Source organism: Streptomyces coeruleorubidus (genome assembly GCF_008705135.1).
Classification (GTDB): Bacteria; Actinomycetota; Actinomycetes; order Streptomycetales; family Streptomycetaceae; genus Streptomyces; species Streptomyces coeruleofuscus.
The window spans coordinates 8,385,750-8,407,759 of record NZ_CP023694.1; the positions used below are offsets into that span (position 1 = coordinate 8,385,750).

The window sequence follows — 22,010 nt, forward strand, 5'->3', positions numbered from 1 at the left end:
CTCTTCCCCAAGTGAGCGCAGGAAATAAGGAGTGTTGGGTCAGTGAACAACCCGGTTCCGGCTGTTGCCGAAACGGACGTCGCCATCATCGGCATGGCCGGGCGTTTCCCCGGCGCCGACGACCTGGACTCCTTCTGGCGCCTGCTGAGCGAGGGCCGCGAGGGCATCACCCGGTTCAGCCGCGAGGAACTGGCGGCGGCGGGGGTGCCGGCCCGGCTGCTGGACGACCCGGAGTACGTGCCCGCCCACGGGATCATTCCGGACGTCGACCTGTTCGACACCGGGTACTTCGAGTTCACCCCGGCCGAGGCCGCGATCACCGACCCCCAGCACCGCATCCTGCTGACGGCCGGCCACGCCGCCCTGGAGCACGCCGGCTACGACCCCGCCCGCTACGACGGGCTGATCAGCGTCTACGCCGGCGCGGCCATCAACACCTACCTGCAGCAGCAGGTGCTGCCCCACGTCGACCAGACCACCACCTCCGACCACTTCGCGGTGATGGTCGGCAACGACAAGGACTTCCTGGCCACCCGGCTGTCGTACAAACTCGACCTCAAAGGACCCAGCTACGCCGTCCAGACCGCATGCTCCACCTCCCTCGTCGCCCTCCACCTGGCCTGCCAGGGCCTGATCAACGGCGAGTGCGACATGGCGCTGGCCGGCGGTGTCACCGTGAAACTGCCGCAGGCCAAGGGGTACCTGTACGAGGAGGGCGCGATCCTGTCCCGGGACGGGCACGTGCGCACCTTCGACAAGGACGCCAGCGGCACCGTCCTCGGCAACGGCGTCGGTGTCCTGGTCCTCAAGCTCCTGCGGGACGCCATCGCGGACCGGGACACCATCCACGCCGTCATCAAGGGCACGGCCACCAACAACGACGGCTCCGGCAAGGTGAGCTTCGCCGCGCCCGGCGCCGTCGGCCAGACCGCCGTCATCCGCGAGGCGCACACGGTCTCCGGCGTCGACCCGCGCTCCATCGGATACGTCGAGGCACACGGCACCGCCACCCGCCTCGGCGACCCGGTCGAGGTCTCGGCGCTCAGCCGGGCGTTCAGGGAGTCCACTGCCGACACCGGGTTCTGCGCCATCGGCTCGGTGAAGTCCAACATCGGCCACCTGGACGCGGCGGCCGGTGTCGCGGGCGTGATCAAGACGGTGCTGATGATGAAGCACCGGACGCTGGTGCCGACCGTCAACCACACCACCCCCAACCCGGCCATCGACTTCGCGGACGGCCCCTTCAAGGTGAGCACCGGCGTCGCCCCCTGGACAGGGGAGGGCCCGCTGCGCGCGGGCGTCAGCTCCTTCGGTATCGGCGGCACCAACGCGCACGCGATCCTCCAGGAGGCCCCGCCCGCCCCCGTCACCGGCGACGCAGGCCGCGCGCAGCAGCTGCTGGTGGTGTCCGCCCGTACCGCGACCGCGCTGGCCACGGCCGCCCGGAACCTGGCCGCCCACCTCGACGGCGACGACCCGGTCGCGCTCGCCGACGTCGCCTACACGCTGGCCGTGGGCCGCCGCGCCCACGAATACCGGCTCGCCGTCACCGGCTCCGACCGCGCCGCCCTCGCCCGGGCGCTGCAGGAGGCCCCGGTCGCCGAGCGGCCCGGCACCGGCGAGGTCTCCTTCGTCTTCGCCGAGGACGTCCCGGACGCGGCGGGCCTGGCGGACCGGTGGGCCGCCGCCGAGCCCGCCTTCGCAGGGCACCACGAGGCCGCCCTCGCCGCGGGCGCCGACCGACTCGGCGAGCGGGGGCGGGCGTTCGCCGTGCAGTACGCGCTCGGCAAGCTCTGGCTCGACTGGGGCATCACCCCCCTCGCGGTGCACGGCGACGGGCTCGCGGCCCGGGCCGCCGCCTGCGTGACCGGGGCGCTGCGGCTTCAGGAGGCGCTGACCGGCGACGGCCCGGTACCACCCGCCGTCCGCGCGCGCATCCCCGTGCGCGCCGCCCACGACGAGATCCGCGGTGTCGCCCTCGGCGTGACCGACGGCCCCTGGGACGGCGTGGCCCGTGCCTGGCAGGCCGGCGTCGCCGTCGACTGGGCGGCCTGGTTCGAGGGCGAGGAGCGCGGCCGCGTCCCACTGCCGACGTACCCCTTCGAGGGCCGCCGCTGCTGGCTGACCGGCCCGGACGCCGACGCACCCGCCGACCGGGTCACCGGCCCCGGCCCGCACCCCATGCTGGACGAGAACGTCTCCACCCTGGACACCCTCGCCTACCGCAGCTCCCGCACCGGTAGCGAGTTCTACCTCGCCGACCACCGCGTCGCCGCCGAGCCCGTCCTGCCCGCCGCCGGACAGCTGGAACTGGCCCGCGCGGCAGGCGAACTGTCCCTCGGCGGACCGGTCCGGCTGCGCGGAGTCTCCTTCGAGCAGCTGCTCTCCTACGCCACCGGGCCGCGCACCGCGCTGGTCCAGCTGTGGCGCGAGCGCGACACGGTCGGCTTCGAACTCACCGCCGACGAGCGGGTGGTCGCGGCCGGCGAGATCCACCCCGGAGCCGTCGAGCGCCCGGCAGCGGCCGACCCGGCCGCCGTCGCCGCCCGCTGCGCCGAGTCGGTCACCCACACCGACTGCTACGACGTCCTGCGCGCTCACGGTCTGGACTACGGCCCCCGGATGCGCGCCCTCACCGAGGTCCGGCTCGGCGACGGGGAGGCCCTCGGCAGCCTCGAACTGCCCGACGGCGCCTCGCTCGACGGCGCCGTGCTCAACCCCGCCCTCCTGGACGGCGCCCTGCACGCCCTGGTCGTGCTGCTGGCCCGCGCCTACGGCGAGAGGGCCGACGGCTTCCTGCCCCTGGCCCTGGGCGAACTCAGCGTGCACGCCCCCGTCACCGGGCCCTGCCGCGTCCACGTCACGGCCGGCCGGCTGGGGGAGCGGACCGCGCACGCCGACCTCACCGTCATGGACCCCCACGGCCAGGTCCTGGCCCGCCTGCACGACCTCGCCGTGCGCGTCCTCGGCGAGCCCCGCGAGTCGGCCCTGTTGGTCCGCCGCTGGACCGCCGTGCCCGCGGAGCCCACCGGCGCGCCCCTCGGCAACACGGCCGCCGTCGTCACCGCCGATCCGGCGCGCGGCGCACAGCTCGCCGCTCACCTGACCGCCCTGGGCATCGGCACGGTCACCCGCGACCTCGACCCGGCCACCGCGCCCGACGTCGTCCTCGTCGACGAACCGACCCCCGAACAGGCACTGCACGTCATCCGGACGCTCCTCGCCGCCCGACCCACCGCACCCGTGCGCGTCCTGCTGCTGCACCGCCACGACACCGACGGCCCACGCCCCGAACGCGCCGCACTCGCCGCCTTCGCCCGGACCGTCCGCGCGGAGAACCCCCTCCTCGAAGTGCAGGCCGTCGGCCTCGCCGAGGACGTGGCCGAGGCCGACGCGCTCGCCGGCGAACTGGCCGGCCACGGCCGCGACCCGGAGGTCGCCCACACCGCACAGGGCCGCCGGATCCCGCAGGCCGAGCCGGCCCCGGCCGCCGGCCCGGCAGCAGTCCGCGACGGCGGCGTGTACGTCGTGACGGGCGGGGCCGGCGGACTGGGCCGCGCCGTCGCCGGCCGGCTGCTCTCCCGGGCCGACGCCCGCGTGGTCCTGCTGGGCCGCAGCGAACGGCCCGCCGACCTGGACGAGCGCCTGGTCTACCGCAGCGTCGACGTGTCCGATCCGGACGCCCTGACCACTCGACTCGCCTCCATACGCGAGGAGTTCGGGCCGCTCACCGGTGTCGTGCATGCCGCCGGTGTGCTGCGCGACGGCTACGCCCTGACCAAGTCCGCCGAGGACTTCGCCGCCGTCCTCGCCCCCAAGGCCGCCGGACTGCGCGCCCTGGACGAGGCCACCGCCGACGACCCGCTGGACTTCTTCGTCGCCTTCTCCTCCATCGCCGCCCACATCGGCAACCCCGGCCAGACCGACTACGCGTACGCCAACGCCTACCTGGAGGCCTACGCCGAACGGCACGGCCGCATCACCGCGATCGCCTGGCCGATGTGGGCCGACGGCGGGATGCGCCAGAGCACCGAGGCCGCCGCGGACATCGCCGCCCGCACCGGCTTCGGCGTACTGCCCACAGACATCGGCCTCGCCCTGTTCGAGCAGGCCCTCGGCACCCCCGGCGCGCTCGTCGCCGCCTACGGAGACCTCCGCACCATCACCACCGCGCTCACCGCGCCCGTCACCCGGGCGGCCCGGACCACCACGGCCACCGCGCCCGCCGAGGGCGGCAGCCCGCGCGACGAGGCCCTGCGGCTGCTGCGCGAGCTGATCGCCGCCGAGACCGGCCTGGACCCGGCCGAACTGGCCGAGGACGCCCCGTTCGACCGGCTCGGCATCGACTCGCTGATGATCGCCAAGCTCAACCGCGAGCTGGACCGGCACTTCGACGCCCTGTCCAAGACCCTGTTCTTCGAGTACGCCACCCTGGGTGAACTCGCCGGCTACTTCGCCGAGCACCACGCGGCCGAGCTGACCGGCGGCACACAGGCGGCCGCACCGGTCACGCCCACGGCCGAAGTCACCTCCCCGCGCCCGCCGCGCGTCCCGCGCCGTACCGCACGGGCCGGCGTCGCCGAACCCGCCGAGTACGACACCGACGCCATCGCCGTCATCGGCCTGGCCGGCCGCTATCCGGCCGCCGACGACCTCGACGAGCTCTGGACCACCCTGGCCGAGGGCCGCGACGCCATCACCGAGATCCCCGCGGAGCGCTGGGACAGCCGCCGCTGGTACGACCCGGACCCGGCGGCGCCCGGCCTGGCCCACACCCGGTGGGGCGGATTCCTGCGCGACGTCGACCGCTTCGACCCGCTCTTCTTCGGCATCTCCCCGCGCCAGGCCGAACTGATGGACCCCCAGGAGCGCCTGTTCCTGCAGAACGCCTGGCACGTCCTGGAGGACGCCGGCTACCGCCGCTCCGACCTGGCCGGCCGGCCCGTCGGCGTGTACGTCGGCGTGATGTACGGCGAGTACCAGTTCCACGGCGCCCTGGACGCCCTGCGCGGCGGACGGCCGCTCACCGGCTCGTCCTTCGCCACCATCGCCAACCGGGTCAGCCACGCCCTGGACCTGTCCGGTCCGAGCATGGCGCTGGACACCATGTGCTCCTCCTCGCTCACCGCGATCCACCTGGCCTGCGAGAGCCTGCGCCGGGGCGAGAGCGAACTGGCCATCGCCGGGGGCGTCAACGTCTCCGTCCACCCCTACAAGTTCGCCTTCCTCAGCCAGGGCCGCTTCCTGTCCTCCGACGGCCGCTGCCGGGCCTTCGGAGCGGGCGGCGACGGCTATGTGCCCGGAGAGGGCGTCGGCGCCGTCCTGCTCAAGCCCCACCGCAAGGCGCTGGCCGACGGCGACCGTATCCACGGCCTGATCCTGGGCAGCGCCGTCAACCACGGCGCCCGGACCAACGGATACAGCGTGCCCAACCCGCGCGCCCAGCAACGCGCGATCACCACCGCGCTGGAACGGGCCGGCGTCACCCCGCAGGACATCGGCTACGTCGAGGCGCACGGCACCGGCACCGCCCTGGGTGACCCGATCGAGCTGACCGGCCTCACCCACGCCTACCGGTCCGCCGGGGCCGCGCCCGGCACCTGGCCGATCGGCTCGGTCAAGTCCAACATCGGACACCTGGAGTCCGCGGCCGGCATCGCCGGACTCACCAAGGTCCTGCTGCAGTTCCGGCACCGCACCCTGGTGCCCTCCCTGCACTCGGCCGAGCTGAACCCCAACATCGACTTCGAGCGTTCCCCGTTCCGGGTCCAGCGCGAGCTGTCCGCCTGGCCCGACGGTGACCGGCCGCGCCGGGCCGGCCTCAGCTCCTTCGGCGCGGGCGGCGCCAACGCCCACCTCGTCCTGGAGGAGTCCCCGAACCCCGACCCCGTCACCGACGTACCGGCGGGCGAGCAGCGCACCGGCGAACCCGTGCTGTTCCTGCTCTCCGCCCGCGACGAGGAACGGCTGCGCGCCTACGCCGAGTCGGCCGCCCGCTTCGTCCGGACCGAGCGCGTGCCGCTCGCCGACCTGTGCTTCACCACCCAGGTGGGCCGCGAGCCCCTCGACGCCCGGCTCGCGGTGGCGGTCACCGACGGCGGCGAACTCGTCGCCGCCCTGCTCCGGTTCGCCGACGGCGGTCCGGCCCCCGACCTCACCGACGCGGGCCCCCTGGCCGAGCCGGCCCGCCGCTGGCTGGGCGGCGCCGACGTGGACTGGGCGGCCTGGCACGCCGGCCGGCCGGGGCCCGCCCCGCGCCGGGTACGTGCCCCGCGGTACCCGTTCGCCGCGGAGCGCTACTGGATCCCGCTCGACCCCGACCTGGGCACGGCCGCTCCGCATCCGCTGGTCGACGCCAACGAGTCCACCGTCACCGAGGTCCGCTTCCGCAAGACGCTGCGCGTGCACGACCCGCTGCTGCGCGACCACGTGATCGACGGCCGGCCGCTGCTCGCGGGCGCGGCGACGCTGGAGTTCGTCCGCGCCGCCGCCGCGCTCGCCGAGCCCGGCACCCGGCACGCCCTGCGCGAGGTGGTGTGGGGCCGGGCCGTCGAACTCTCCGACGGCGAACTGGAGTTGTACGTCACCTTCCGCCCGGACGGCACCGGGCTGGCCTTCGAGGTGTACAGCGGGACCGGGGCCGGCCGCACCACCCACGCCCGCGGCAGAGCCGTCCCGGCCCCCGCCGCCCCCGAGGCCGCCGAGGACCTCGCCGCGCTGCGCGCCCGGCTGTCCGTCGTACGCGACGGACCCACCGCGTACACCGAGTACGCGGACGCCGGGTTCGCGTACGGCCCCTCCTTCCAGGTCATCGACGAGATCCGGGTCGGCCCCGGCGAGGCGCTGGTCCGGCTGGCCCAGACCGGTACCGTCCCGGGCACCCAGCTGCCCCCGGCGCTCCTCGACGGCGCCCTGCGGGCCTGCCACTGGACCGGCCGGACCACCGCGCCGCGGCCCGGCGAACTCGCCGTCCCCTTCAGCCTCGGCGCCCTGGACTCCTTCGCCCCGCTGCCCGAGGTCTGCCACGCGCACGCCCGCGTGGCCGGAGAGTCGGCGGGCGTGCGCCGCTTCGACCTGACCGTGTACGACGACCAGGGCCGGGTGCTCGCCTCCGTACAGGACTTCGCGGGCCGTCTGCCCGGCATCCAGGCGACGCTCGCCGGCCCTGCAGCCGGCGCCCAGGCGGCGCTTGCCGGCCGTACGCCCACCGCGCAGGCCGGGCCCGAGCCCGCCTCCGGCGAACCCCGCCTGTACGAGCCGTACTGGCGCCTCGCCGCCGACCCGGAACCGGCGGACGCCGCCGGGACCCTCGTCCTGCTCGGCCGTCACCCGGAACTGGAGTCCGCGCTGGCCGCGACCGGCGTGTGGCGGCGCGTCGTCGCCGTCGGCGAGGACACCGGCCGACTCGCCTCCCTCGCCGACGAGGACGGGCTCGACCTCGCCGTCGTCCTCGGCGACGCGGACGGCAACTCGCCCGCCGACCTGCTCGACCGCGCCTGCGCCCCCGTCCTGGACGTGCTCGACGCGGCCCGCACCGGCGTGCTGCCCGGCCGGGTGCGGTGCCTGGTGCTGCACACGCAGAATGCCGGTGAGGACCGGCCCGAGTGGGCCGCCCTGGCCGGGTTCGCCCGCTCCACGGGGCCCGTCGCGCCGCGCCTGGAACTGCTCACCCTCGGCGTGGACATCGCGGCCCCGGCCGCCGAGGTCGCCGAGGCCGTCGCGGTGGAACTGCGCGCCGCACCCCGCGCCGCAGGCCTGGAGGTCCGCCGTACGGCCTCCGGCGAGCGGCAGGAACGGGCCCTGCGCCCGTTCACCGGCCCGGCCACCCCGGCCGACGTTCCCTTGCGTGACGGGGGCGTGTACGTCGTGACCGGCGGCGCCGGTGCCATCGGCCGTGTCCTCGCCGAGCATCTGGCCCGCACCCACGCGGCCAAGCTGGTACTGATCGGCCGCTCCGAGCCGGACGAGCGCACCCGCGCCTGGCACCGCACGCTGACCGGCCTCGGCGCCGAGGTGCTCGCGCTGCGCGCCGACGTGGCCCGGGCCGACGAACTCGGTGCGGCGCTGGCCGCCGCCCGGGACCGGTTCGGCGCCCTGCACGGAGTGTTCCACCTGGCCGGCGTCGCCGACGAGGGCCGCGCCGACGGCGACCGGGAGCGCTTCGCCCGGCTGCTCGGCGCCAAGACACATGGCCTGGTCCACCTGGACCGGCTGACCCGCGAGGACCCGCTCGACCTCTTCGTGGTCTTCTCCTCCGTCTCCTCTCTCATCGGTGACTTCGGAGCGGCCGGCTACGCCACCGCCAACCGGTTCGCCGACCTCTACACGGTGCTCCGCGACCGCCGGGTGCGCCAGGGCGCGGTGCACGGCCGCAGTCTGTCCCTGGCCTGGCCGCTCTGGGCGGTCGGCGGGGTCGACGGGCTGGTCCGCGAGGAGGAACTGGCCGCGTACACCCGCCGCAGCGGGATGCGGGCGCTGACCGCGGAAGCGGGCCTCGACCTCCTCGCCCGCTCCTTCGCCGCCGGCGCCTCGTGGCTCGTGCCCGCCTGGGGCGACCCGACGGCCGTCGACGCCGCCCTGACGGGTACGCCCGCCCCGTCCCGGCCCGTCGCGCCGGCGCCCGACGCCGCCCGCGCCGGCCGGCTCCGGGACCGGTTGGTGGAGCACTTGCGCGAGGTCCTCGCGGGCGTGCTCAAGCTGCCCGCCGGGCGCCTCGACAGCCGCGTCCCGCTGGACGACTACGGCCTGGACTCGGTGCTGGTCATGGAGTCCAACTCGCTGCTGGGCAAGGACTTCCCGGGCCTGCGCGGCACCGTGTTCTTCGAGTTCCGGACGGTCGACGAGCTGGCCGGCCACATCCTCGCCGAGCAGGCCGACGCCGTCATCCGCCTGTTCCCCGAGGAGACCGAACCGTCGCGGCAGGAGACACCGCTGCAGCGGCAGGAGACACAGCCCACGCGGCAGGACGCCGCTCCCGCGTCCGCGCCCGCCCCGGGCCCGCCCGCCCGCCGGGACGCCGACGAGCCGATCGCCGTCATCGGCATCAGCGGCCGCTACCCCCAGGCGGACACCCTGGAGGAGTTCTGGCGCAACCTCGCCGAGTGCCGCGACTGCGTCACCGAGGTCCCCGCGGACCGCTGGGACGCCGACGCCCTGTTCGACGCGGACCCGGCCGCACCGGGCCGCAGCTACAGCCGCTGGGGCGGCTTCCTGTCGGACGTGGACTCCTTCGACTCGCTGTTCTTCCAGATCGCACCCAAGCAGGCCCGCACGATGGACCCGCAGGAGCGGCTCTTCCTGCAGACGGCCTGGTCGGCGCTGGAGAACGCCGGCTACCCGCCGTCCCGGATCCCGGCGCCCCGCCACGGCGGCCAGGGGCACGACGCCGGCGTGTTCGTCGGCGTCATGTGGGACGACTACGCGGTCCTCGCAGCCGCCGAGTCGGCTCGCGGCAACCACCAGGTCGTGCTGGCCAACCGTTCCGCCATCGCCAACCAGGTCTCCTACTTCGCAGACTTCCGCGGCCCGAGCGTGGTGATCGACACCGCCTGCTCCGCGTCCCTCGTCGCCGTGCACCAGGCCTGCGAGAGTATCCGCCGCGGCGAGTGCTCGTACGCCATCGCCGGCGGTGTCAACGTCGCCGTGCACCCCGACAAGTACGTGCACCTCAGCCGCAAGACCATGCTGTCCGCCGACGGCCGCTGCCGGGCCTTCGGCGCGGGCGGCACCGGGTACGTGCCCGGCGAGGGCGTCGGCGCCGTGGTGCTCAAGCGGCTGTCGGACGCCGTCCGCGACGGCGACACCGTGCACGCCGTGATCCGTGCCAGCGCCGTCAACCACGGAGGCCGGACCAGCGGCTACACCGTGCCCAACCCGCAGGCCCAGCAGGCGCTGGTGGAACAGGCGCTGGACGCCGCGGGCATCGACGCCCGCACCATCGGCTGCGTCGAGGCGCACGGCACCGGCACCGCCCTGGGCGACCCGATCGAGCACACCGCGCTGGCCCAGGCCTTCGCCCGGCACACCGCGGACACGGGATTCTGCGCGCTCGGCTCGGTGAAGTCCGCGATCGGCCACCTGGAGGGCGCCGCCGGGATCGCCGGGCTCACCAAGGCCGTCCTGCAGCTGCGCCACGGCACTCTGCTGCCCACGCTGCACGCCGAGGAACTCAACCCGGTCATCGACTTCGAGAGCTCGCCGTTCACCGTGCAGCGGGAGACGGCGCCGTGGCCGCGCATGTACGACGGTGACGGCCGTCCGCTGCCACGGCGCGCCGCCGTCAGCTCGTTCGGGGCGGGCGGCACCAACGCGCACGTCGTCGTGGAGGAGTACCTGCCCCCTGAGCCGGCCCCGGCCGGGCCCGGGCAGGCGGAGCTGATCGTCCTGTCCGCCCGCGACGAGGACCGGCTGCGCGCCCGCGCGGCCGACCTGGGCAGCGCCCTCGCCGAGCCGGGTGCCCCGAGGCTGGCCGACGTCGCCCACACCCTGCGCGTGGGCCGCGAACCCCTCGCCGTACGGCTGGCGTTCGTCGCCGCCGACCTCGCGGACGCGGCCGGCAAGCTCGCCGCCGTCGGCCGGGGCGAGGGCGGGCAGTGGCTGCACCGGGGCCGGGTGGAGCAGCACCCGCCGCTGGCCGGCCTGCTGACCGACGGCATCGGCGGCGAGGACTTCCTGGCCACCCAGATCGCGGCCGGCGCCGACGACCTCCTCGGCCGCCTGTGGGTCTCGGGCGTCACCGTCGACTGGGACCTGCTGCACCGCCTGCGCCCCGCCGAGCGCCGCCGGGTGCCGCTGCCGACGTACCCCTTCGAGCGGGTACGGCACTGGCTCGACACCACGCCCGCTCCCGCCCCGGCCCCGGGCCCGCGCCGGTGGGAGCGGCGGCTCGCCGCCGACGAGCCGGTGCTGCGCGACCACGTGGTCGACGGACGGCCCATCCTGCCCGGTGTCGGCCACCTGGACCTGGTCGCCGAGGCGAGCGGGGGACTGGCCGGGCGGGCCTGCGTGGACGTCCGCTGGGTCCTCCCGCTGGCCCTGAGCGGGGCCGGGGAGACGGTGTCGGTGGCCTTCGACGGCGACCGGTACGAGATCCGCGGCGCCGACGACGCCGTACGCTCCTGCGGCCGCCTCACTGCCGCCCCGGCCGCGCCCGCCCCCCTCGACGTCCCCGCGCTGCGCGCCCGCCTGGACGAAGGCCCGGGCGAAGACTCCTTCTACCGGGCACTGGCAGGGCAGGGACTGCCGTACGGGCCGTTCTTCCGCCGCGTCCGGCAGGTGTGGACCGGCCGGGACGAGGTGCTCGGCCGGATCGGCGAGGCCGCAGGCAGAGACCCGGCGCACGCCCTGCACCCGGGCGTCCTGGACGCCGCCCTGCACACCGTCGCCGCCCTGCTGGTCCGCCGCCGGGGCGAACACGCCCGGCCGATGCTGCCGTTCGCGGCCGACCGCGTCGAGGTGTTCGGCGCCGTCCCCACGACCGGCTGGTCGTACGTCCGGGAGACGGGAACCGACCGCTGCGAGGTGCTGCTCTGCGACGACACCGGCGCGGTCAGGGTCCGGTTCGAGGGCCTGACCTACCGGGAGGCCAAACCGTCCGCGGTTATCGTGCACCGGCCGGTGTGGACCGCCCGGCCCGCCGTGGAGCGTGCCGCGGCCGCCCGCAGCGTGCTGCTGGTCGGGGACCGGCTGGACGCCGAGCCCGCAGCCGGCATCGCCCGCGCCCACCACGGCGCCGACGTACGACGGCTCCCGGTCGGCCCCGGCGGCCTCGCGGACGCCGCACTCGACCGCGCCCTGGCCGGATCCGGCGCACCGGACCTGGTCTACTTCCTCGCCACGGCCCCCGGGCGCGAGCCCGCCGGCCGCGCCGAGCTGCGCGCCCTGACCGACCGGGGCCCGGTCGCCCTGTACCGCCTGGTGCGGGCCCTGGCCCGGCACGGCCTGCTGGAACGTGAGACACGCCTGAAGGTCGTCACCACGGACGTCCATCCGCTGGAGGCGGGCGACGACTCCTCCCCGTGGGCCGCCGGGACCGCCGGGCTGGCCGCCGTCGCGGCCAAGGAGTTCCCCGCGCTGCGCGTGGCGCTCGTCGACGTGCGCGCGGCGGAGGCCACCCAGGCGGCCGACGCGATCGTGGCCGAGCCGTTCCCGGCCCGGCCGGTGCCGGTGTCGCTGCGCGCGGGCGTCCGCCGGGTGCGCACCCTGGAGCGGGTCGAACTGCCCGCCGCCGCACCCCTGTTCCGCCCGGGCGGCGTCTACCTGGTCGTCGGCGGCCTCGGCGCCGTCGGCCGGGACACCTGCCGGCACCTGGCCCGCGCCTACGGAGCGAAGCTGGTCGTGGTCGGCCGCTCCCCGCTCGACGGGACCCGGCGGCAGACCGTCGCCGAGCTGGAGGAGGCGGGTGCCGAGGTCCGCTACCTCGCCCTCGACGCCACCGACCCGGACGCGCTGAGGGAGGCCGTCGCCCTCGCCGTACACGAGTTCGGCGCCCTGCACGGAGTGATCAACGCCGCGATGGTGCTGGTCAACCAGGTGCTGAGGGAGCTGCCGGAGGACGGGTTGCGGACCGCCCTGGAGTCCAAGACCGACTCCACCTGGAGCCTGCTGCACGCGGTGCGCGAGGTGCCGCTGGACTTCGCGCTGTTCTACTCGTCCGGCGTGGCCTTCGAGGGCAACCACGGCCAGGCCGGCTACGCCGCGGGCTGTACCTTCGCCGACGCCTTTGCCCTGCACGCCGCCCGCACCCTGCCCTTCCCGGTGCGTGTCCTCAACCTCGGCTACTGGCACGCGGGCGGCGACCCGGAGCGGGAGCGGGTGCTGCGCCGCTTCGGCGCCGCCGGCATCCGGCCGCTGAGTGCCGAGCAGGGCATGACCGTCGTCGAGCGGACCCTCGCGTCCGGGCTGCCACAGGCGTTCGCCCTGGACGCCGACAGGCCCATCCTGGACAACCTCGGCATCGACCCCGACCGCACCCTGAGCGTGCTGCCGGGCGGTGTGCCGGACCCGCTGCCCGAGGTCCGCTTCCCGGGAGCGCCCGGCGCCGACCGTGAACTGGCCGCGCACCAGCGCGCGGTCGCCGAGGCGGAGGAGCTGGCACTGCGCCTGCTCGCGTCGGCGCTCGACCGGGCGGGCCTGTTCGGTGCGGGGGAGGCCTCCCGGGAGGAACTCGCCCCCCGCCTGGGCGTGGTGCCCGAGCACGCCGCGCTGTTCCAGGCGCAGCTGGACATGCTGACCGAGGCGGGCTGGCTGGCCGTCACGGACGGTGGCCGTCTGCGCCCGACGGGCCGCAGGACCGCGCCCGAGAAGGAACTCGTCGCCGAGTGCGGTCGGTTGACGGAACGCCACCCGTCCCTCGCGCCGGTCGTCACGCTCCTCGGCGACTGCCTGACCGCGCTGCCGGACGTCCTCACCGGCCGTCGCCCCGCCATGGAGGTCCTCTTCCCCGACGGCTCCGCCGAGCGTGTGGCCGCCGTCTACCGGGGCGACCCGGTCACCGACCGCTGCAACGCGGAGGTGGCGCGGCTCGTGGCCGAGCAGGTCGAGGCCCGCAGGGCCGCCGATGCCACCGCTCCGGTGCGGATCCTGGAGATCGGCGCCGGCACGGGCGGCACCACGGCGGCCGTGCTCGCCGCCCTCGCCCCCTACGGCGACGGCATCGAGTACATCTTCACCGACGTCTCCCCGGCTTTCGTCCGCAAGGCCAGGAACCGCTTCGGCGCGCAGTACCCCTTCACCCGCTTCGAGGTGTTGGACATCGAGGCCGACCCGGCAGGGCAGGGCCTGACCCCCGGCGCCCACGACGTGCTGCTCGCCACCAACGTCCTGCACGCCACCCGGCGGCTGTCCGACACGCTGGCCGGGGCCAAGCGGCTGTTGCGGCGGGTTGGCGCCCTGCTGCTGGTGGAGGGCACCCGCCCGCAGCACCAGCTGGCGCTCGTCTTCGGCCTGACGGCCGGCTGGTGGCTGTCCTCGGACCCCGAGCAGCGCATGCCGCGCTCCCCGCTGGCGAGCGAGCGCCAGTGGCGGGACGCGCTGGCGGCGTGCGGCTTCACGGACATCAGCGCGGCCGCCCCGACGACGGAGGCCGGACCGGCTTTCCAGAGCGTCATCGCCGCCGTCAGCGACGGCGTGGTGCCCGGCTACGGGCCGGCTCCGGCGGTCGAGCGCGAGCCGAAACGGCCCCCGGTTCCGGCTCCTGCCGCGGCTTCCGCCGTGGCCCCGGTCGCCCCCGGCTCCCCGGCCTCCCAGGACGACACCCTGCGCCAGGTGACGGACGTCTTCGCCCGCGTCCTGGAGATGACCCCCGACCAGCTCGACCCCGACCTCACCTTCGAGAACTACGGGGTCGACTCGCTGGTCGTCCTGGAGGTGACCCGCGCCCTGGAAGCGGTCTACGGACCCCAGCCGGCGACCCTGCTGTTCGAGCGGATCACCATCCGGCAGCTGGCCGGCCACTTCGGCGCCCGGGCGCACGGTCCCGAAACCCCCGATGCCCCCGTCACCACCCCTCAGACCCCCACCCAAGCAGCGCCCGGACCCACCCCGGCCGGCGACGCCGAGCGCCTGGTCGCGGGTCTGTCCGACGCAGCCGTCGACGAGCTGCTGGCCGAACTGCTCTCCCCGCGCGGGGAGTCCGAAGGAGGCGGACGATGACTGCCGAGCCGTTCAGCTGTGTCGTGATCGGCGAGGAGACACTCCTCGTCGAGTGCACCAGGCTGCTCATGGCCCGCGGACACACGGTCGCCGCCGTGGTGTCCCCCTCCGCCGAGCTGCTCGACTGGGCTGAGGGGGAGGGTCTGCCCGCCGTACCGTTCGGCGCGGACCTCGCCGAGCGGCTGGCCCCGCTGCGCTTCGACTACCTGTTCAGCATCGCCAACCTCCGGATGCTCCCGGAGGAGGTGCTCGCCCTGCCCACCCGGCTGCCCGTCAACTTCCACGACAGTCCGCTGCCCAGGCACGCGGGCCTGTTCTCCACCAGCTGGGCCATCCTCGACGGCGACAAACAGCACGGCGTCACGTGGCACGTGATGAACCTGGAGGCCGACACCGGCGACGTGCTCAAGCAGCGCACGGTGCCCGTCGACCCGGCAGCCACGGTGCACGACCTCGACGTGGCCTGCTTCGAGGCGGGCGTCGAGTCCTTCGCCGAACTCGTCGACGAACTGGCCGCCGGCACGGCCACCCGCACGCCGCAGGACCTGGGCCTGCGTACCTACCACGGCCGGTACGACGGCCTGCCCCGGGGCGGTGTGTTCGACTGGCGCCAGCCCGCCGCCGAACTGGACGCACTGGTGCGGGCCACCGCGTTCGGGCGCCGCCGCAACGACTTCGGCACGGCGCTGCTCGCCCACGGCGGCGACCTGCTCGCCGTCCGTGCCGTGGAGGTCACCGACCGGCCCTCCACCGCCGAGCCCGGCACCGTCGTCGACGCCGGCCCCGACGCCCTCACCGTGGCCACCGGCGACCGGGACGTCCGCCTCACCGACCTCGCCGCCCTGTCCGGGGAACGGCTCGACCCCCTCGCCCTGGCCCGGGTACTCGACGGCCGCTTCCCGCACCTGCCCGACGCGGCCGTCGCCGAACTCGCGGAGGCCGCCCGCGCCGCCCATCGCCAGGAGCGCCACTGGCTGCGCTCCCTGCGGTCGCTGCGGCCGGTGCTCCCGCCGAGGTTCGGCCCGCTGATCCCGGTGGCCCGCCCGGCGGGCCCGGTCCCGCTGCCCGAGGCCCTGCGTGAGCGGAGTACGGAGCCCGAGCGGCCGGCCCTCGCCGCTGTCCTGGCCTTCCTCGCCCGGCTCACGCGGGGCGACGAGCGGCACGTCGCCGTGTCCGTCCCGCCGGCGACCTCTCCGGCCGCCTCCCGCATCCTGGCGCCGGACGTGCCCCTGCACGCCCCGGAAGGGCTGCTCGACCTGACCCTGCCCGGCTTCACCGACCTGATCGGCACCGCACTCGACGAACTCCGGGACCGCACGCCGTACCGGCGTGACGTGCCCCTGCGCCACCCGGACCTGACCGGCGCCGCCCGCACCCGGCTGCCCGTCGCCGTCGTACTGCCCGGCGACGCGGCCGAACCGGATGACCGGCCGCTGACCGTCCGCATCGACGCCCACGGAACCGTCGGCTTCCACGCGGGCGCGGGACTGACCGCGGACCACGAACGCTGGCTCGCCGGGCACTTCGCCGCCTTCCTCGACACCCTCGCCGCCGGCCCCCACCGCCCGCTCGGCACCGCCGACCTGCTCGCCCCCGAGGAGCGGGAGCTGCTGTTCGTCCGGTGGAACGACACCGACGAGGAGTATCCGCGCGAGCAGACCGTGACCCGGCTGGTCACCGACATCGCCTGCGCCGCACCGGACGCCATCGCCGTCCGCTTCCAGGACCGCGCCCTCGGCTACGGCGAACTCGACGAGGCGGCCGACCGGCTGGCCCGACACCTCGCCGGCCTCGGCGCGGGCCCCGGCACGCTCGTCGGCGTCTACCTGGAGCGCTCGCCCGAACTGCTGGTCAGCCTCCTCGCCGTCCTGCGTACCGGCGCCGCCTACGTGCCGATCGACCCGATCTACCCGCCCGCCCGGATCGGCCACATGCTCCAGGACTCCGGCGCCCGACTGGTCGTCACCGACGAGACGCTGGGCGGCACCCTGGCGGAGTTCCCGGTCACCCCGGTACCGGTTTCCACCGCGCTCACCGCCGGGCCGCCGGCGGCCCCGCTCGACCGCTCCGACCCGGACACCCTCGCCTACGTGATCTACACCTCCGGCTCCACCGGCCTGCCCAAGGGTGTCCAGGTCGGCCACCGGGCGCTGGTCAACTTCCTGTGGACGATGGCCCGCAGGCCCGGCTTCGACTCCCGGGATTCGCTGCTCGCGCTGACCACGGTGTGCTTCGACATCGCAGGCCTGGAGCTGTACCTGCCGCTGGTGCGGGGCGGCACCGTGGAGATCCTGTCCGCAGCCGAGGCCGCCGACGGCGTCGCCCTGCGCGAACGCGTGGAACGCTCCGCGCCCACCGTCCTGCAGGCCACCCCGACCACCTGGCAGATGCTGCTCGCCGCCGGCTGGAACGGCGATCCGGCGCTGCGGGCGCTGTGCGGCGGCGAACCGCTGCCTCCCGAGCTGGCCGCGCACCTCGCGCCCCGCGTCGGCGCGTTGTACAACATGTACGGCCCGACCGAGACCACCATCTGGTCCACCGTGGACCGGGTGCTGCCCGGCGAGGCGGCCACCATCGGCCGGCCCATCGGCAACACCCGCTGCCACGTCCTCGACGAGCGCGCCGTCCCGGTCCCGCCCGGCATCCCCGGCGAGCTGTACCTGTCCGGCGACGGTGTCGCCGAGGGCTACCTCGGCCGGCCCGAGCTGACCGCCGAACGCTTCGTCACCGCCCCCGGCGGCGGTGCCGGCCGCGCCTACCGCACCGGCGACCTGGTACGCCACCTGCCCGACGGCCGCCTGGAGTACCTGGAGCGGATCGACGGCCAGATCAAGCTCAACGGCTACCGGATCGAGCTCGGCGAGGTGGAGTCCGCCCTGTGCCTGCTGCCCGGCGTCACCGCCGCCGTCGCCGTCGTCCGCGAGGACCGGCCCGGCGAACGCCGGTTGGCCGGCTACCTGGTCGGCCCGGCCGGCCCGCCGGACGCCGCCGGGCTGCGGGCGGCCCTGGGCGAGCGCCTGCCCGCCTACATGGTTCCCTCCGCCCTCGTCGTCCTGCCCCGGCTGCCGCTCACCCCGAACGGCAAGGTCGACCGCAAGGCCCTGCCCAAGCCGGACGTCGTCCGCGTCGCCGGCGGCGCGGCGGCCGCCCGCACCGACCTGGAGCGGCGCATCGCCGAGGTCTGGTGCGAGGCGCTCGGGCTGGAGTGGGTCGGTGCCGAGGACAACTTCTTCGACGTCGGCGGCGATTCGCTGCGCCTGACGTCCGTGGTGGCGACCCTGCGCGAGCGGCTCGGTCTCCAGATCACCCGCCTCGACATGTTCGGCCATCCGACCGTACGGGCCATGGCCGCCCATGTCGCCGACGCCGATCACCCCGCCGAGCCCGCCGTGTCCCGGCCCCGGCGCTCGCGGGACACCGCGGCCCTCGCCCGCCGCCGCGACCGCAGGGGGCGGCGCCCATGACCGGCCGACCCGACGTCGCCACGCCCACCGCACAGCCCGATCCGTCCGTATCGCCAGGGGGTTCCGTGTCCAGCTGCCAGGTCTGCTCGCTCAAGGCCAGCCATCCGGGGGTGGTGCTCGACGACCAGGGGGTGTGCAACCTGTGCAACCTGGACTTCGCCGAGGACCTGCTCGTCAACTACCGCTACACCAGCGAGGTGTTCACCGAGTTCCAGCAGGCGCCGCCCGCCACCGGCGAGTACGACTGCCTGTTCATGTACAGCGGCGGCAAGGACAGCACGTACATGCTGGACAAGTTCGTCAACGAGTACGGCAAGCGGGTGCTGGCCTTCACTTTCGACGTGCCCTTCGAGAGTGTGCACGCCGCCAAGAACATCGCGCTGGCCAGGGAGAAGATCCCGGCGACGTTCGTCCTCGACGCCGACGACGACAACATCAAGCTGATGATGCGCGAGGTGTTCAACCGGCCCGCGCCGAAGAAGCCCGGCAAGTACCTCGACGAGAAGCTGCCCTGCGTCTCCTGCCGCACCTTCTTCGTGCTGCGCGCGATCCTCATGGCCTACCGGCAGAAGATCCCCTACATCGCGCTGTGCGCCGACCCGCAGCAGATCCTCACCATGGAGTCCAACGTCCGGGAGATCGTGCGGGGCTTCTACAAGACGTTCGGTGAGCGGCTCACCGACACGCTCTTCGGCGGGCAGCTGGAGGAGCTCCTCTTCGACGACGACGAGAACCTGCCGAAGATCGTCTTTCCGTTCATCGCCATGCGGCACGAGTACGACCCCGACCGCATCGTCGAGGAACTGCGCGCCAAGGGCCTGTACCAGTCCTCGCCGCTGGAGACCCACTGCACGCTCTTCCCGCTGCTGAACTACTACTCGTTCTCGAACTTCGACTGCATGTTCTACAAGCTCAACGCGGCCAGCCACGTACGGTCCGTCAAGCGCAACGCCTCCTACGACCGCAACACCTTCAGCATCAAGTTCCCGCGCTCGCTCGACCTCGCCGACGTGGAGGACCGGCTCGGCACGGTCGTCAAGGAGATCGCGGCCGGGGAGGGCGACCGCGACGAGCACGAGCGCAGCCTCGTCGACCTCTTCCAGCGCATGGACGCGTCGGAGGACGCCGCCCGCTTCGTCGCCCGCAGCTTCCTCGACATGCGATCCGTCGCCGCCGACCTCGGCATACGGCTGAGCTGACACCCGAGCAGGAGAACCAGCACCATGACGCTTTCCGACTCCGACGTCGCCATCATCGGCATGGCCTGCCGCTTCCCGGGCGCCGACTCCGTCGACCGCTTCTGGGACGTCCTCAGCGAAGGCCGCGAGACCCTGACCCGGTACACCGACGAGGAACTCCTCGCCGCCGGCGTGCCCGCCGCCCGGCTGGCCGACCCGCGCTATGTGAAGGCCGCCCAGACCATCCCCGGCACCGACCTGTTCGACTCCGAGCTGTTCCAGTTCACCCATGACGAGGCAGAGATCCTCGACCCGCAGCACCGGGTCTTCCTGGAGTGCGCCCTGGAGGCCCTGGAACGGGCCGGCTACGACCCCGAGCGCACCGACGCCCCCATCGGCGTCTACGCCGGCGCCGGCATGAACACCTACCTGCTGCACAACCTGGGCGAGCGCTACCGGGCCGCTTCCTCCGTCGACCACTACCGGCTGATGCTCGCCAACGACAAGGACTTCCTCGCCACCCGGGTGTCGTACAAGCTCAACCTGACCGGCCCCAGCATCAGCGTCAACACCGCCTGCTCCACCTCGCTGGTCGCCGTGCACACCGCCTGCCTCGCCCTGCTCGGCGGCGAGTGCGACATGGCCCTGGTCGGCGCGGTCCACCTCAACCCGCCGGGCCAGGGCTACCAGTACCAGGAAGGCATGATCTTCTCGCCCGACGGCCACTGCCGCGCCTTCGACGCCGACGCCCGCGGCACCGTGATCGGCAGCGGCGCCGGAGCGGTCGTCCTCAAGCGACTGAAGGAGGCCCTCGCCGACGGCGACTGGATCCACGCCGTCATCAAGGGCTCCGCCATCAACAACGACGGCTCCGCCAAGACCGGTTACACCGCGCCCAGCATCTCCGGGCAGGCCGCCGTCATCGCCGACGCCCAGGACGTCGCCGACGTCGACCCGCAGACCATCGGCTACGTCGAGGCCCACGGCACCGGCACTCCGCTCGGCGATCCCATCGAGGTCGCCGCGCTCACCGAGGCCTTCCGCGACGGCACCGACCGCACCGGGTACTGCGCGCTCGGCTCGGTGAAGACCAATATCGGGCACCTGGACACGGCCGCCGGCATGGCGGGCCTGATCAAGACCGCGCTGATGCTGGAGCACCGCACCCTGGTGCCCAGCCTGCACTTCACCGAGCCCAACCCGGACATCGACTTCGCCGCCGGCCCGTTCTTCGTCAACACCGAGAAGACCGAGTGGCAGAGCGAGACGGGCCCGCTGCGCGCCGGTGTCAGCTCCTTCGGCATCGGCGGTACGAACGCACATGTGATCCTGCAGGAGGGCCCGGCCCGCGATCAGGCCCCGCACGAGAACCGGCCCGAGTTGCTGGTCCTCTCCGCCCGTTCCGAGGACGCCCTCGGACAGGCCGCCGCCGCCCTGGCCCGCCATCTGCGGGCCCACCCCGGCCTCGACCCGGCCGCCGTCGCCCAGACCCTCGGCCTCGGCCGCCGCGCCCACACCCACCGGCTGGCCCTGGTCGCCGGCAGCACCCGCTCCGCGGCCATGGCGCTCGCCCTCGGCGACGAGGAGCGCATCCGCCGTGGCGTGACCGGTCGCGAGCCGAGCGCCCCCGTCCTCGTCCTGACCGGCAACGGCACCGACCCGGCCGACGCGGCCGAGCTGTACGCGTCGGTGCCCGCCTACCGGGACGCCGCCGACGCCTGCGCCGCCGCCCTGGGGCGCCCTGGCGAGGCCGAGGCCCTCCTCGCCGAGGACGGCGCGGTCGCCGCCTGCTGCCACGAGTACGCCCTCGCCACCGTCCTCACCGCCTGGGGCGTCGCACCGGCCGGCCTCGCCGCCACCGGCACCGGCCTCGCCACGGCCGCCGCGCTCGCCGAGGCCCTCCCGCTCACCGACGCCCTCGCCCTGGCCCGCGGCACGGCTCCCCACCGCGTCGTCCCGCCCCGGCTGCCCGTCGTATCACCGCGCACCGGCCGCTGGATGACCGAGGACGAGGGCCGCGACCCCGCCGTCTGGACCGGCCCGGCCGACGCGACGGCATCCCTGGACGCGCTGCTCGACGGCACCGGCCGGCACGCGGTCCGCCTCACCCCACCGGACGGCGGACCCGGCGGCCTCACCCACCTGCTCACCCTCGCCGCCGACCAGTGGGTGCTCGGCGCCGACCTCGACTTCGCGGCCGTGCACACCGGCAGGGACATCCACCGGGTGCCCCTGCCCACCCATCGCTTCGAACGGCGGCGGCACTGGGTGGAGCCCGGTGGCCACGGCGCCCGGACCGAGGCGGCACCGGCCGGGGACCGGCTGATCGCCCGCTTCGACCCCGCCGACCCGCAGCACAACGTCGAACTGATCCGCGACTACCTCACCGAGGCGATCGGCAAGGTCCTCGGCGGCCGGCACCTCGCCGTCCCCGACACCAACCTCTTCGACCTCGGCCTGGACTCCCTGGTGCTCATCGAGGTCGTCGCCAAGCTCGGCGAGGAACTGGGCTTCGAGGTCCCCGCCGCCTCCTTCGTCGAGTTCCCCACCATCCGGTCCTTCGTGGACAACCTCGCCGAGCTGATGGGCCTCGCCCCCGGCACGCCCCCGGGCGGCGACGGCACCGCCCCGGCGCCGCGCACCTCCCGGCGAGCCCAGCGCGCGGCCGCCCGGCACACCGGCCAGGCCTGACCCCTCCCTGCGGCGACGCCCCGGC

General features: G+C 74.9%; 4 protein-coding genes. All 4 read left to right on the forward strand.

Going from position 1 to position 22,010, the window contains the following annotated elements; translation table 11 throughout:
- Positions 1–42: 42 nt before the first annotated feature.
- Positions 43–14,652 carry an SDR family NAD(P)-dependent oxidoreductase gene (locus CP976_RS38395; RefSeq protein ID WP_268250169.1) on the forward strand — a complete coding sequence of 4,870 codons (14,610 nt, stop codon included), beginning with the start codon at positions 43–45 and terminating at the stop codon, positions 14,650–14,652.
- Positions 14,649–18,116, forward strand: a complete 3,468-nt coding sequence (locus tag CP976_RS38400) for an amino acid adenylation domain-containing protein (protein ID WP_150484475.1) — start codon at positions 14,649–14,651, stop codon at positions 18,114–18,116. The genes CP976_RS38395 and CP976_RS38400 overlap by 4 nt, the downstream gene beginning before the upstream one ends.
- Before the next feature lie 65 nt (positions 18,117–18,181).
- Entirely contained in the window at positions 18,182–19,315 is a 1,134-nt protein-coding gene (locus CP976_RS38405) for an adenine nucleotide alpha hydrolase family protein (protein ID WP_150484476.1), read from the forward strand.
- Positions 19,316–19,339: 24 nt separating this feature from the next.
- Positions 19,340–21,985, forward strand: coding sequence for a type I polyketide synthase (locus tag CP976_RS44400; protein ID WP_150484477.1), 2,646 nt, complete (start codon positions 19,340–19,342; stop codon positions 21,983–21,985).
- The last annotated feature ends 25 nt before the right edge of the window (positions 21,986–22,010 follow it).